General features: G+C 59.6%; 12 protein-coding genes and 1 tRNA gene. 3 read left to right on the top strand and 10 right to left on the bottom strand.

The features are described from left to right. Positions 1 to 12 precede the first annotated feature (12 nt). Both ACTHUY_RS05305 and ACTHUY_RS05300 read right to left on the bottom strand, forming a co-directional pair. Positions 13 to 1,020, bottom strand: a complete 1,008-nt coding sequence (locus tag ACTHUY_RS05305) for an NTP transferase domain-containing protein (protein ID WP_441678048.1) — start codon at positions 1,018 to 1,020, stop codon at positions 13 to 15. 56 nt (positions 1,021 to 1,076) lie between these two features. Next, a tRNA-Gln gene (locus ACTHUY_RS05300) sits at positions 1,077 to 1,150 on the bottom strand. Between the two features lie 79 nt (positions 1,151 to 1,229). Here ACTHUY_RS05300 and ACTHUY_RS05295 point away from each other — a divergent pair. The 3 genes from ACTHUY_RS05295 to ACTHUY_RS05285 all read left to right on the top strand — a co-directional run bounded on the left by ACTHUY_RS05295 (position 1,230) and on the right by ACTHUY_RS05285 (position 4,145). Beyond that, positions 1,230 to 1,925, top strand: a complete 696-nt coding sequence (locus ACTHUY_RS05295; protein ID WP_228201511.1) for a TetR/AcrR family transcriptional regulator — start codon at positions 1,230 to 1,232, stop codon at positions 1,923 to 1,925. A gap of 133 nt (positions 1,926 to 2,058) precedes the next feature. Continuing rightward, on the top strand, positions 2,059 to 2,982 hold the full coding sequence (locus ACTHUY_RS05290; RefSeq protein WP_441677988.1) for an ABC transporter ATP-binding protein: 924 nt from the start codon (positions 2,059 to 2,061) through the stop codon (positions 2,980 to 2,982). Next, positions 2,979 to 4,145, top strand: coding sequence for an ABC transporter permease (locus ACTHUY_RS05285; RefSeq protein ID WP_441677986.1), 1,167 nt, complete (start codon positions 2,979 to 2,981; stop codon positions 4,143 to 4,145). The genes ACTHUY_RS05290 and ACTHUY_RS05285 overlap by 4 nt, the downstream gene beginning before the upstream one ends. A 145-nt stretch (positions 4,146 to 4,290) precedes the next feature. On the opposite strand, the gene ACTHUY_RS05280 is transcribed toward ACTHUY_RS05285, so the two are convergent. The 8 genes from ACTHUY_RS05280 to ACTHUY_RS05245 all read right to left on the bottom strand — a co-directional run bounded on the left by ACTHUY_RS05280 (position 4,291) and on the right by ACTHUY_RS05245 (position 12,863). Continuing rightward, entirely contained in the window at positions 4,291 to 4,671 is a 381-nt protein-coding gene (locus ACTHUY_RS05280; protein WP_441677984.1) for a hypothetical protein, read from the bottom strand. 202 nt (positions 4,672 to 4,873) lie between these two features. After that, positions 4,874 to 5,389, bottom strand: coding sequence for a MarR family winged helix-turn-helix transcriptional regulator (locus ACTHUY_RS05275; RefSeq protein WP_441677982.1), 516 nt, complete (start codon positions 5,387 to 5,389; stop codon positions 4,874 to 4,876). A 135-nt stretch (positions 5,390 to 5,524) separates the two neighbouring features. Further along, positions 5,525 to 6,772, bottom strand: a complete 1,248-nt coding sequence (locus ACTHUY_RS05270) for an arginine deiminase (RefSeq protein ID WP_441677980.1) — start codon at positions 6,770 to 6,772, stop codon at positions 5,525 to 5,527. A gap of 177 nt (positions 6,773 to 6,949) precedes the next feature. Continuing rightward, positions 6,950 to 7,900, bottom strand: coding sequence for a hypothetical protein (locus tag ACTHUY_RS05265; protein ID WP_441677978.1), 951 nt, complete (start codon positions 7,898 to 7,900; stop codon positions 6,950 to 6,952). Positions 7,901 to 8,015: 115 nt separating this feature from the next. Then, positions 8,016 to 9,818: an ABC-F family ATP-binding cassette domain-containing protein gene (locus ACTHUY_RS05260; RefSeq protein ID WP_441677976.1), complete on the bottom strand. Its 1,803-nt coding sequence runs from the start codon at positions 9,816 to 9,818 to the stop codon at positions 8,016 to 8,018. Further along, positions 9,818 to 10,702 (bottom strand): 4-(cytidine 5'-diphospho)-2-C-methyl-D-erythritol kinase, encoded by an 885-nt coding sequence (locus ACTHUY_RS05255; protein ID WP_441677974.1) that lies wholly within the window; start codon positions 10,700 to 10,702, stop codon positions 9,818 to 9,820. Before ACTHUY_RS05255 ends, ACTHUY_RS05260 begins: the two co-directional genes overlap by 1 nt. Positions 10,703 to 10,861: 159 nt before the next feature. After that, the gene (rsmA, locus tag ACTHUY_RS05250; protein WP_441654996.1) at positions 10,862 to 11,728 is read right to left on the bottom strand and encodes a 16S rRNA (adenine(1518)-N(6)/adenine(1519)-N(6))-dimethyltransferase RsmA; all 867 of its coding nucleotides are present in this window, start codon (positions 11,726 to 11,728) and stop codon (positions 10,862 to 10,864) included. Next, positions 11,715 to 12,863 (bottom strand): G5 domain-containing protein, encoded by a 1,149-nt coding sequence (locus ACTHUY_RS05245; protein WP_441677971.1) that lies wholly within the window; start codon positions 12,861 to 12,863, stop codon positions 11,715 to 11,717. The genes rsmA and ACTHUY_RS05245 overlap by 14 nt, the downstream gene beginning before the upstream one ends. Positions 12,864 to 12,887: the final 24 nt, after the last annotated feature.

Here is a 12,887-nt window from a genome sequence, read left to right as displayed (position 1 = left end):
GACTGTCCGTCCTTACTTTGCGCTGTCAGTGACTGAAATGGTGGTGTCTGAAAGATCTGCGAAAGCAACTGACGCATCGGGCCCCACCGTAACGTTGTGGAGGCGCACGTGCGGGCCCACGACGGCACCCTTGGCCACCGTGGTGGTGCCGGTCAGATAGCTACCGGGAAGAACGCGGCTATCGGGCTCGAATGCCACATCGACATCGATCCAGGTCGAACCGGGATCGACAACCGTGGTTCCTGCTCTCATGGCCTTCACCAGTAGCCTGCGGTTCTTTTCGGCTGCGAGCACAGAGAGCTGAACGCGGTCGTTCACGCCCTCAACAGTCATCGAATCGCCAATGAAGGAACCGACCGGGAGACCCTGCTTGTAGGCGGCCTCAACCACGTCGGTCAGGTACATCTCGCCCTGCGCGTTGTCGGTTCCGAGCGAACCGAGCGAATCCCGCAGAAACGCAGCATCAAAAATGTACATGGAAGCATTAATTTCGTCGATCAAGAGCTGCTCGGGAAGCGCATCCTTGTGCTCAACGATGGAAGAGATATTGCCGTCCTGGTCTCGGACAATCCTGCCGTATCCGTGCGGATCGGGAACGCGCGTCGTCAGAACGGTGACGGTGTTGCCCTCGTGCTCCGCAAGCAGGGCGAGCAGGGTGTCACCATCGAGGAGCGGAGTATCGGCAACCGTCACGAGAACGGGGCCTTCGAGGTCCACTGGTAGCGCCTCCATGGCGCACCAGACGGCTCTGCCCGTTCCCGGTACATCGTCCTGGTCGGCAATGATCGCATTCGGGGCGAGCGCGGTCACGTGGCTAGCAACGCGTTCGCGCTCGTGCCGGACAACGACAACAAGGTCTTCGGGGTCCAGTGCCGAAGTCGCGTGAAGGACGTGGCCTACGAGGCTACGTCCGGCTACTTCGTGGAGTACTTTCGGGGTCTCTGACTTCATTCGCGTGCCGGCACCTGCGGCCAGTACGATCGCGGTCGGACGTTGGCTGTTGTTCACGGTCTTCTCCATCACGCTCCCAGCCTACGACGGATCGGCGCCGAATAGCGCCTGAACCGCCAGTTCTGTGGCTCCGCCCTCAGGGTTCGAACCTGAACTAAGGGCTTCAAAGGCCCCTGTGCTGCCATTACACCAGGGCGGACCGCACGCCCTTTAGTCTGCCAGTTATTAATGCTCAGTGACAAAGCGATACGGCCCGCGCGGCATGGAATACTGGTCACATGACCGAGCACACCGCACCCCGTAAAGTCCGAATGTCACGATCCGAGAGGCGGCTCCAGCTCATCGAGATCGCGCGCGCCAGCTTCGCACAACGCGGCTACGACGCCACCTCGATCGAAGAAATCACGATAGCCGCGGGTGTTTCTAAGCCTGTCCTCTACGAACATTTTGGTGGCAAGGAGGGCCTCTACCAGGTGATCGTCGACCGGGAAATCACCCTCCTCATGTCGACCTTGGCAGAGTCTCTGCCCGATGGCGTTTCGCCTCGGAAGGCACTCGAGCACACCACGGTTGCTCTCCTCGACTATCTTGAAACAAACCCGGATGGCTACCGACTGCTCGCCCACCAGTCCCCCGACGGGGTTTCAACGGGCGTGTTCTCCCCCGTTATCGGAGAAGTCACCGAGCACCTCACGGCTCTCCTTGCTTCCATGTTTGAACGCCTCGGGTTCGAAGCGACCAGCACGCCCCTCTACGGCCAGTTGCTCGGTGGCGCCGTCGCCCAGATCGGGATGTGGTGGATCTCCGAGAAGGAAGCCGCCGAGAACGGCGAACCCGTCTCACCGCTCACTAAAGAAGACGTGGCCGCGCACACCGTCAACCTGCTGTGGAACGGTATCCACAACCTCGAGCTCAAGCCCCGGCCGATTGGATGGCCGGACGAGGGCGAAAAGATCGTGCCCGCCGAATCCTGAGTAACGCAAAGCGCCGATACCACGAGGTGGACTTATCACCGACTGGCTCGTCTCATCACGCCGCAGACACGCGATTCGGGTAAATTGTTGATTGTTTACAACACCCCAGTCCCCGACTCCAATTGGAACCCCTATGCTCGTCATCGAGGATCTGTATAAATCTTACGGAACCGTCAAAGCCCTGGACGGAATGTCGTTCCAGGTTCATCCCGGAGAGATGTTCGGCTTCGTTGGCTCGAACGGTGCCGGCAAAACCACCGCCATGCGAATCATCCTTGGTGTTCTGGCATCCGATTCCGGCTCGGTCACCTGGAACGACCGCAAGGTCGACTTCGCGACCCGCAAGGAAATCGGGTACATGCCGGAGGAACGCGGTCTATATCCGCGCATGAAAGTGGGCGAGCAACTCATCTACTTGGCTCAGCTTCACGGCGACCCGGTCGACAAGGCGACGTCCGACATGGAGTACTGGACCGAGAAGCTGGGGATTGCCCATCACCGTGACGATCTCGTTCAGACCCTGTCGCTCGGTAACCAGCAACGTGTTCAGCTCGCAGCCGCTCTCGTGTCCGAACCGAAGCTCATGGTTCTTGACGAGCCCTTCTCGGGCCTAGATCCCGTTGCGGTTGACGTTATGAGTGAGGTCCTTCGGGAAAAGACACGCGAGGGCGTCCCCGTGATCTTCTCTTCCCACCAGCTCGACCTTGTTGAGCGGCTCTGCGACCGCGTTGGCATCGTCTCCCAGGGAGCGATGGTCTCCGTGGGCACCATTGACGAACTGCGCCACACGGACACCCCCGAGTACATCCTCGTCACGCACGCGGACTCCCGGACCAGCTTCGACCATCTCGGGGTGAAGGTTCCCGAGCAACGCATCGAGGGCGACCGGATGAAAAGGCGCATCGTCACACCGGAAGGCTTCGACGGTCAGTCGATCCTCCGCACCGCTCTAGCGGATGGTCCCGTGTACGAGTTCAGTCCCCGCCGCCCACATCTCGAAGAACTCTTCCGAGATGTCGTATCCACCGCCCCCGACGCCGAAAAGGACAACCGATGAGCCCGATCTTCCTCGTGGCACGCCGCGAGTTCATTGCCCAGACCCGCTCCAAGGCACTCATCATTTCGACTGTGGTGATGGCGGTGCTGATCCTCGCCGCCGGTGTCCTCGGCAGGTTCCTCCTCGAGCCAGACGACACCCCCGACCAGATTGTCGCCACCGTTGGCGTCACCAACTCGGCTTCCCCGCTGACTGAAGACCTGGAGGCCGCTGGCCTCACCGTCATTGACGTCCAAGGCCCTGCCGAGGACATCCTCACCGCAAATGAGGACCTAAATGCGGTTATTGCCGCGGAGCCGAGCAGGCCCCAGATCTTTGCTCTCGACGGCGCTCAGCATCTTGACTTCATTACCGAAGCAACCGAATCCGCGGCCGGAAGCTACGTCCTGACCGACACGTTCGGGGACCAGGCAACACCGGAAGCTAAAGCATATTTAGCTGACGCACAGAACCTTTCAGTGGAGACCTTTAGCGCCAACGAGTTCGATCCAATCGTCTTTATTGTCGGCCTCATAACCGTTTCTCTCGTCTACGGCGTCATCGTCATGGGCGTATCCATGCTGGCGACGGGCGTGGTTGAAGAGAAATCGTCACGTGTTGTCGAAATCCTGCTTGCCACGATCAAGCCCAGGGACCTGCTCATGGGTAAGTTCCTCGGCATTGGCGGCGCGATCTTCTTGATGGTGGCGGTCTATACGGCCGCGATAGTGGGGGCCGGGGCAATCGCCGGCATTCTCCCCGACATCAACATCACCACGTATGTTCCGATGCTTCTCCTCTGGGTTGTTCTCGGCTACATCATCTACGCCTCGATTACCGGCGGCCTCGCAGCAACGGTGTCGCGTCAGGAAGACATTGGTGCGATCACGACCCCGATCATTTTCCTGTCGATCGTGCCGTTCTACTTCGCCATGTTCTACGTGCCGAACAGCCCGGACTCGACGCTCACTCAGATCATCGGCTTCATACCGTTCTTCAGCCCGTTCATCTTGCCGATCCGTTCAGCTTTCACCGAGGTCCCCATGTCGGATGTTCTCATCTCCGTTGGCATCTGCCTCGTCACGATCCCAATCCTGGCAACACTGGCAGGAAAGATCTACGAACGCTCTATCCTGCACACCGGTACCCGCATGAAGCTCACCGAGGTGTTCAAGAAGAGCTAAGATCACGGGAAAAGTCCCAGATTGAGTGATCTTCAAGTGGCTGCTCTCGTCATTGGGGGAGGCTGGATATCCAGTCTCCCCCAACCTAATTTTTCCGGACCTTAGCCACGAATGAGAACTATGCTGACCTCACTTTCAACAGAATCTACTTCCGCCACAAGGCCCAGCGTGGTTTAGTTTTCCCGATCTCCATGGAAGCCTCTTCCAAGGGTTGGGTAGCGCTTGTGTTTGTAGCGGCTTCGGGGTTCTCCCTCGCCTCTCTTGCTTGAGCTCGGGCTGCCTCACGTTCGACGATAAGACGTTCAAGAGTGTCTGCTTCAGCCTGCGCTCGTTCTTCTTCAGTCATGTCGCCACCCCACCGTTCACCGGTGATGGGACTCCCCATTCTCTGGGAATGAAACTGGGAGATAGCAACCGAAACTTTCTTCGTGAGGTTCGGATGCTGGTAGATCTCTCCCCACTTCTCAGGGTGTTCTTTGGCGAGGCTAATGAGCTCGTCTTCTGACAGGTTCGGGTCAAGAGCCATGATCATCCAATCTGAGCAACATACTGCCGGGAGGGTGTAAGTAGTGTCACACTACCTGTCCAGAACAAACACGAGGTACGGACCTGGCGGGAATGCAGTGTCTATCCGAAGAGAGTACGGGGTGTCCACCCGATAAGAAGGGTGGCTAAACCTGTGCAAGTCAGGCATTCAGTCTCGATCGATGGCCTGGACCTGTTCCTCGTTAGGAGCCGGTCCCACCAAATGGCAGGAGGAGGTCGCGGAGTATCCGGCTGATCTCTCGGCGGTCCTTCATGGGAATCGGCTCCAGCATTGCCTCTTCACTCTCGAGAAGATCAGCCATGGCTCGGTCAGACCGCTCAATTCCGAGCGGTGTGGCACGCACGTACTTAACGCGACGGTCCTTAGAGTCCTGATGCCTGATGGCGTGGCCGCGTTCCACCATCGTATTAATCCGGTGGGTTAGCGTCCCTGAGGCGACGAGGAGTTCTGACATGAACTGGGAGGGCTGAGCCTGGTACGGCTCCCCCTGCCTCCGCAGCAGGGACAGCATCTCGAATTCCCACACATCGAGGCCGTGTGCGGCGAATGCTTCTCGGCGAAACTTGTCGAGGTGACGGTTGAGTCGGAGGAGGCGCGAGAAGATCTCAAGGGGTGAAGAATCAAGGTCCCCGCGCTCGCGTTGCCACGCTGCAACGATCTCATCAACTTCGTCAGTCTTCCTGACATTGTCATCCATTCGCCCAGTTTACTCGAAATCGAGATAAATGCTCAGCGGCGATGTCGATCCCTGTTCTCTACCCCGCTCAGTCGCCGGAAAGAAAGAACTGAATGCACAGAATCGTCTTGGAGACTAGGCGTGAGGGGGTGGGCGCTAGTCAAGCGGATCCCTGCTAATTGGACATGTCATGCAGTGTCCGCCGCCGCGGCCACGCCCCAGCTCGGCACCAACGATCGGGATGACTTCAACTCCAGCGTTCCGCAGGGCCGCGTTCGTGAGGGTGTTACGGTCGTACGTGTACACAACCCCGGGTTTAAGGGCAACGGCGTTATTGCCGGAATCCCACTGCTGACGTTCGGAGGCATAAACATTGCCCGCGGTTTCGACGTAGCGGAGCTTCTTCAGTCCCATGGAGCGTGCAACAACATCAACGAAGTTAGCTTCTTGTCCGCAGTCTTCCACTTCGAAGCCAGGGCTCTTGTCGGAGGGCCGGATGACGAAGGGATGGACGGAGTTAATGATGTTCGGGTGCAGGGTCACGAGGTCCCGGTCGGCAAACGTGAAAACCGTATCGAGGTGCATGGCAGCGCGTAGCCGTGGCATTCCGGCAACAACAACTTCGGTCGCGGCTCCTTTATCGAAGAGGGCTTTCGCTAGCTGGGTAATGCCTTGGCGGGAGGTTCGTTCGGACATGCCAATGAGGACGACACCGTTCCCCACCGGCATAACATCCCCACCTTCGAGAGTGGCCTTACCCCAGTCTTCTTCGGGATCGCCCCACCAGACCGCCGAGTCCTTGTATTCGGGGTGGAAGGAGTAAATGGCCTTCATGAGCAACGTTTCTTCTTTACGTGCGGGCCAGTAAAGCGGATTCAGGGTCAGCCCTCCATAGACCCAGCAGGTTGTGTCCCTCGTAAAGAGCGTGTTCGGCAGGGGTGCCAGAAGGTATTCGCGGGAGTCCGGCGATTCTCTTGCAAGAGCAAGTGACTCTGTCCGATAGTCCTCCGGCAGATCCTCGGTAGAGAAACCTCCGATGAGGTATTCGGCAAGTTTTTTCTCTGCCAACGTGTCAAGGAAAGCCCGCGTCCCGTCGACAAGTCCGATACCGACCTGATTTGGTATGACCTTGCGATCCATGAGCCAGGTACGAGCCTCCGGTATTGCCATGGTCTCAGCAAGAAGGTCATGGAGCTCGACGACCTCAACTCCGTTGCCGGTTAGAGAGTCAACGAAGTCCCGGTGGTCCCGCTGCGCCGCCTCGACCCACAAAACATCATCGAAGAGAAGATCATCAGAGTTCGACGGGGTCAGCCGCTCGTGTGCAAGCCCCGGCCGACACACAAGGACCTTGCGTAGCTGGCCCACTTCGGAGTGAACGCCGTGGGTGATCTTCGAGGTCATGCTGTTTCCTTCCGTGCGGGATTCGCAACGTGTGGTCTCGGACGCCGGTGGTCATCGACGGGTGTTGACCTTTCGATAATAGTTACTTCGCCGAGCTGCGCCAGTTGGCGAAGAGACCCGTGGGGAGAGAACCCATGGCGATAGCCGGAACTGTCATGCTGTTAGCAATATTGGGTCTCAGGGGTGCCCGTTGAGGATCGACGTCCCAAGGTGTGCGAGGTATGCGTGGCCGGTTGCCGTCCAGCCCTCCACCGTTGGGTGGAGAATCTCGGCAATATTCCCGTCCGAGTGAATCCACGGTTCCACTCCCGCAAGCCCGTGTCCGTCCCACACGTCGGTCACCGCATCAACGTAGTAGAACCGACCATGAGTTTCATTCAGGTCGTCAGCCATGGTTTCTAGGCCCGTCTCCCAACGCACCTGCAGGTCTTCGATCTCGCCGGATACGTCGTAGGAGCCTACGGTCAGATCACCCTCGAGCAGGCGGGGGTACGGAACGAGGTGAACTCGTGCATGCGGGTTGATTTCCTTCAATGCAACAAGCGCAACCCGTTCGGATTCAAGAATGCCGTCCAGTCGCTCTTCTGCATCTTCCACGGCAGTCCGACACAGAGCTTCATCTTCTTGGATTAAGCATGCGGAAGCTACGGACACAAAACCGAGATCGTTACCGCCGATTGTCACGAACACATCGGTGGCATCCCCCAAGGCTTGGATCTGTGGGTCAAGGGTCACCGAGCACAGTGCCGTAAACCCGGAATCAGTCTGCTCTATTGTGAAGTCTGTCTGAGCACCATCCATACCAACACCGCACTGTGCAAGTAGCGAGGCGATCCGGGCAGCGGATCCGAATCCCTCGGGATCCGATATATCCCGCCTCATATCCGAGATCATTCTCGGCTCAGTCAAGTGATGGGTCCATGCACCGTTACAAGATGCGTTGATGGCATCCACTCCAAAGAACTCAGCGGCCACCTCACTCGCTGCATCATTTGACCTCATGCACAGAGTATCGCTGTAGGACCCTGCACCATTGCCCGACGCATAGGAATCACCGATCGCAACGGGCCGTATTTCTTCACCGCTCGCAAGCAGGAACCCAGCAAGGAGAATACCTGCAATACTCACGCGACAGCGCCCCCTGCTGCTCTGTCGGCGATTGATTCACAAGCAGATTTAGGAGAGCGTCCACGACCGCAGATGAGCGAACAAACAGCGCTCCACTGTGAGGAGCTCAAGGAAACTATTCTGCCTGTTCGGCGGCCCAGAGCCATTCTTCTTCCAGCTGGTCGATCCGGTCCTGGATGCGCCGAGCATCCTCGGTGAGCTTCCCGAGCTTTTCAAAATCGAGGGAGGCCTGGACCATGTCCTCTTGGACCTTGGTGAGGTTCGCACGTTCCTTCGTCAACTGTCGTTCCACCCGTGCCATGGTTTTCTTGGCTGTGCGGGCAATCGCAGCATCGGAAACGACCGGGGTGTCGGCCGACACGGCGGCTCCGTCAACAACGGTCTGTGCGGCACGGAGAGCCAGGTATTCGTCGACGCCTCCAGGCAGGTCACGTACACGCCCTTCGAGAATGGCCACCTGACGGTCTGTGATTCGTTCAAGCAGGTACCGGTCGTGGGAGACAACGATGAGTGTGCCCGGCCAACCGTCCAGCAGGTCCTCGATCGCTGACAGAGTATCGGTATCGAGGTCGTTTGTTGGCTCATCCATGAGCAACACGTTGGGGCTTCCCATGAGGAGCCTGATCAGTTGGAGCCTGCGTCGCTCGCCACCCGACAGTCTCGACACTTCGGTCCACGCACGTTCCCGGGTGAAGCCAAGTCGTTCAACCAACTGACCCGCCGACATGTCCTTGCCAGCGACTTCAATGGACGTGGCGATCATGGACACGGATTCAACAACGCGTTTGTCGGCAACCTGATCCAGTTCGGTCGTGTGCTGGGACAGTTCCGCCATCTCAACCGTCTTGCCTCGCTTGACCCTGCCCTCGGTCGGCTCGAGCCTGCCTGCAAGCAACCCGAGGAGGGTGGACTTGCCGGAGCCGTTGGCACCAACAATTCCGAGCCGCTCCCCCGGCGCTAAGCGCAGCGTCGTGGTGTCGAGGACGGGTTTATCACCGTATGCGAAGGAAACATCCTCGAGGTCGATGACATCTTTACCGAGCCGGGCGGTTGCCATTTTCTCGAGATGGATGGAGTCGCGCGGCGGCGGTTCGTCCGCAATCAGGTCGTTGGCAGCGTCAATGCGGAACTTGGGTTTGGAGGTGCGGGCGGGGGCTCCCCTGCGGAGCCAAGCCAGTTCCTTGCGGAGCAGGTTGGCTCGCTTAGCTTCCGCCTGGTTACGCATTCTTTCTCGCTCTGCGCGGGCCAGAATGTACGCGGCGTACCCGCCCTCGTACTGTTCGACATGACCGGGTTGTGGATTGCGTCCACCGGCACCATCGTGACCGGGCACGACTTCCCACATGCGGTCGCAGACAGCGTCAAGGAACCAGCGATCGTGCGTGACCGTAACAAGGGCGCCCTTGCCCCTGCCGAAGCGGTCGTTGAGGTACCGGTGCAGGTAGTCGACACCGTCGACATCAAGATGGTTTGTGGGCTCATCGAGAATAACGAGATCAGCATCCGCAGTCAGGACGGCGGCGAGGGAAACTCGCCTTCGCTGACCGCCCGAAAGCTCGTCAACGCTTCGGTCGAGATCAACATCGGGAATAAGCCCGGCATGGAGTTCCCGGATCGCGCGCTCGGAAGCCCACTCGTGCTCAGAAGCGGTGCCGTGAATGGCTTCGCGGACCGATTGTCCTTCGAGATCATCACGTTGGGAGAGGATGGCGATCCGCAGGCCACCGGAATGGGTAACCCTGCCGCCTTGCGGTTCGAGGTCACCGGTGATGAGACGCAGGAGAGTGGATTTGCCACCGCCGTTCGGGCCGACAACGCCCACGCGGGCACCGTCATCCAGGCCGAGGGTTATTCCCCCAAGAATGGGACGGGAACCGAGGGTGACTCCAACATCTTCTAGTGACAGAAGGTGCGCCATTAGCTGCTCCTTACAATGTGTGTACCGGCCGCCGGACCATCCGCACGAACCGTTTTCAACCCGTCGTTACGGAGCTGACCGGCAAGAACATCTGCCTCGTTGTCGCTCGCGCACAGAACACCAATGGTAGGGCCGGACCCTGAAAGAACAGTGGCAACCCCAGCATGTTCAATCCTGCGGAAAGTATCGGCAATATCGGGCCTCATGGCAAAGGCAGGTTCGGCCAGGTCATTGACGAGAAGTCCCTCAAGATCGGAAATGGCAGAAGAACCAAGAGCCTCGACAAGTTCATCGACCGGGGCCGCTTTGTGCGGATCGGGATGCAGCCGGTCGTACTCGCGGAACACGGCGGGCGTGGACAGCCCCTCCCCATCCATCACCAGCACCCAGGATTGAAAGGCACCGGGACGGATCGGAACGAGCTCTTCTCCGCGCGACGTGCCGAGGGCAAGCCCCCCGAGCAGACTGAAGGGAACATCTGAGCCCAGCTCCGCACCAAGGTCGTGCAGTTCTCCCGCGCTCAATCCGAGTTCCCACAGTTCGTTGAGGGCAACAAGGGTTGCGGCAGCGTTCGCGCTCCCACCCGCGAGACCGCCAGCGACCGGGATGGACTTGTCTATCGAGATTGCAGCGCATGCGTCACTGCCGGTTCGTTCTTTGAGGAGCCGGGCGGCTCGGTACACGAGGTTATCCTCGTCGACGTCGAGAGGGACTCCGTGGATCTCAAGACTGAATTCATCAGCTGCGCTGGCTGTCAGTTCGTCCCTTAGATCAAGCGCACAAAACACGGTGGCGAGGGGATGGAAGCCATCTGGACGCGGGCTCCCCACTCTTAACGCCATATTGATCTTGGCAGGAGCCTGGACAGTCACGGAATTCAGCACTATGCCAGGATACTCGCGGTAACGCGCGCTCACCGAATAATGACGACTGTGCACGGAACCAATCCGGAAGAAGCGGACGAACAAAAGCAAAAGTCCGGAGCACGTGGCCCGGACTATCATGCCTATTCTTAATTTCTATCTTTCGTCTCGGGCTTGCTTCTACGCCTGCGAGGCTTCGACGATTGCAACGAAGTCCTCGATCATCAGCTTCTCGCCCCGCAGGGCCGGGTCGATTCCTGCGGAGCGGAGGATCTCTTCGGCACGTGCCGGGCTTCCCGCCCAGGATGCGAGGGACTGGCGCAGGGTCTTGCGTCGCTGGGCGAATGCACCGTCGATGACCTTGAAGACCAGTTCGCGATCAGCATCGGGCTCTTGCCTACGATCAAAGCGCACGAGTGCGGAGTCAACGTTCGGGACAGGCCAGAAGACACTCCGGGAAATCAGGGGGCCGCGGGCCGCTTCCGCGTACCAGGCAGCCTTGACCGAGGGGACACCGTAGACCCGGGATCCCGGCTTGGCTGCCAGTCGTTCGGCCACTTCCAGCTGGACCATGACATCGACGATGTGGAGACTGGGAAGGTGCTCGAGGGCCGTGAGGATCGCGGGGACCGCGACGTTGTATGGCAGGTTTGCCACGAGGTGCGTGGGCACGAAGGTGTCGAGCTCCGGCGGGACCGCCAGCTCATTGTCGGCCAGCTGTAAGGCATCGAACTGGGCGACTGCGAAACGTTCGGGACGGTCGTGCCGGGCGCTCACGGTTTCCGGGAGCGCTGCGGCGAGTTTCGGGTCGATCTCGACGGCAGACACGAAGGCCCCCGCCTCAAGAAGGGCGAGGGTGAGGGATCCGAGGCCGGGCCCTATTTCTAGGACCCTGTCGCCTTCGGATACGCCGGCGTGGGACACGATCTTGCGGACCGTGCCCCCATCGCCAACGAAATTCTGTCCGAGTGTCTTGGTTGGACGGATGCCAAGCTTGTTGCTTAACTCCCGGATATCACTCGGGGTGAGGAGACTAGTACCAGCCAACGCTGTACGAGTGGTTCAGTGCACCGCAGGGCGTGCCGTAGCGGCCCTGGATGTAGTCGAGGCCCCAGGCAATCTGCGTTGCCGGGTTCGTGCGCCAGTCAGCACCGTGCGACGCCATCTTCGAGCCCGGGAGGGACTGCGGAATGCCGTAGGCACCGGATGACGGGTTCTGTGCGAGGTGGTTCCAGCCGGACTCGCGCTGCCAGAGGGTCTCGAGGCACTGGAACTGAGAGTTGTTCCAACCCTTGTTCGCAACCATCTGCTGTGCGATGCCCTTGTTACCGCCCTTGTTGACAACAACGGGTTGCGACTGTGCCGGCTCGGGCTCCGGGGCCGCCTGGGTCTGTGCCGGGGCGGACTGGGTCTGAGTCTCGGTTGTGGCGGCGGGCGCTTCAGCAACGGGCTCCGGCTCGGGCTCGGGCTCGGGCTCGGGTTCCTTGGTGCCGACTGCAATGACACGGTCGACCCGCTCGGACACGGTGACGTTAATTGTTTCCTCGCGAGAGTCCTCGACACCGTCGACGTACTTGACGCGGAAGGTCGTGCGGGTAACGCCGTCCTGACCTTCGGCCGTCACTTTCTCGGTGCCCTTCTCAAGGGTGGAGTCATTCTCGCGGACGGTCTCGAACTCGTCCGTGTTCTCCTCAACAACCTCTTCGAAGGTCACGCGCTTCACGGTGACGCGTTCGTTGGCAACAACAGGATCGCTCAGTTCAACATTGACGATGTCATCCTCGCCAACGGTGATTCCGTTCTCGGAGAGAACCTGGCCCCACGTGTCAGCCTCGGTGTTGACGAGCTGCGCGGTGCCGTCGGCAACGATGATGGCATCAACGGAAAGATCGGGCTCAGCCGTATCGATCTGCATGGGTGCGGTAAAGGAAGCGGCCTGCGCCGTGGGAACGGCGGGCTCAGCAGTCATGGCAACCGCGGAAAGGGCGGTTGCGGCCGCAAGGGCGGCAACGGCGCCATAGCGGCGCGAGCTCACGGTGGAGCTGGAAGTCTTGCTCGCATGCGAGCTGGAAGTCTTAACGGCGTCTCCACCGGCCCAGGCAGCAACAGCCGGCAGCTGGGTCTCACTCGGTGCCTGCGGGACGGCAGGAGCCTGGTTCGGTTTGCGGGAGTGTCGTCCCATTTCTTAACCTCATCAGTCTGGATG

This window comes from Flaviflexus sp. (genome assembly GCF_052087705.1).
GTDB classification, from domain to species: domain Bacteria; phylum Actinomycetota; class Actinomycetes; order Actinomycetales; family Actinomycetaceae; genus Flaviflexus; species Flaviflexus ciconiae.
Note: the sequence above shows the minus strand (reverse complement) of the source record. Positions and strands in the feature narration are given on the sequence as shown.

Excerpts from the sequence above, each read along its gene's own strand:
- ACTHUY_RS05290 (WP_441677988.1), top strand. The coding sequence starts at position 2,059 with ATGCTCGTCATCGAGGATCTGTATAAATCTTACGGAACCGTCAAAGCC.
- ACTHUY_RS05275 (WP_441677982.1), bottom strand. The coding sequence starts at position 5,389 with ATGGATGACAATGTCAGGAAGACTGACGAAGTTGATGAGATCGTTGCA.
- ACTHUY_RS05295 (WP_228201511.1), top strand. The coding sequence starts at position 1,230 with ATGACCGAGCACACCGCACCCCGTAAAGTCCGAATGTCACGATCCGAG.
- ACTHUY_RS05285 (WP_441677986.1), top strand. The coding sequence starts at position 2,979 with ATGAGCCCGATCTTCCTCGTGGCACGCCGCGAGTTCATTGCCCAGACC.
- ACTHUY_RS05280 (WP_441677984.1), bottom strand. The coding sequence starts at position 4,671 with ATGGCTCTTGACCCGAACCTGTCAGAAGACGAGCTCATTAGCCTCGCC.
- ACTHUY_RS05270 (WP_441677980.1), bottom strand. The coding sequence starts at position 6,772 with ATGACCTCGAAGATCACCCACGGCGTTCACTCCGAAGTGGGCCAGCTA.
- ACTHUY_RS05260 (WP_441677976.1), bottom strand. The coding sequence starts at position 9,818 with ATGGCGCACCTTCTGTCACTAGAAGATGTTGGAGTCACCCTCGGTTCC.
- ACTHUY_RS05245 (WP_441677971.1), bottom strand. The coding sequence starts at position 12,863 with ATGGGACGACACTCCCGCAAACCGAACCAGGCTCCTGCCGTCCCGCAG.
- ACTHUY_RS05305 (WP_441678048.1), bottom strand. The coding sequence starts at position 1,020 with ATGGAGAAGACCGTGAACAACAGCCAACGTCCGACCGCGATCGTACTG.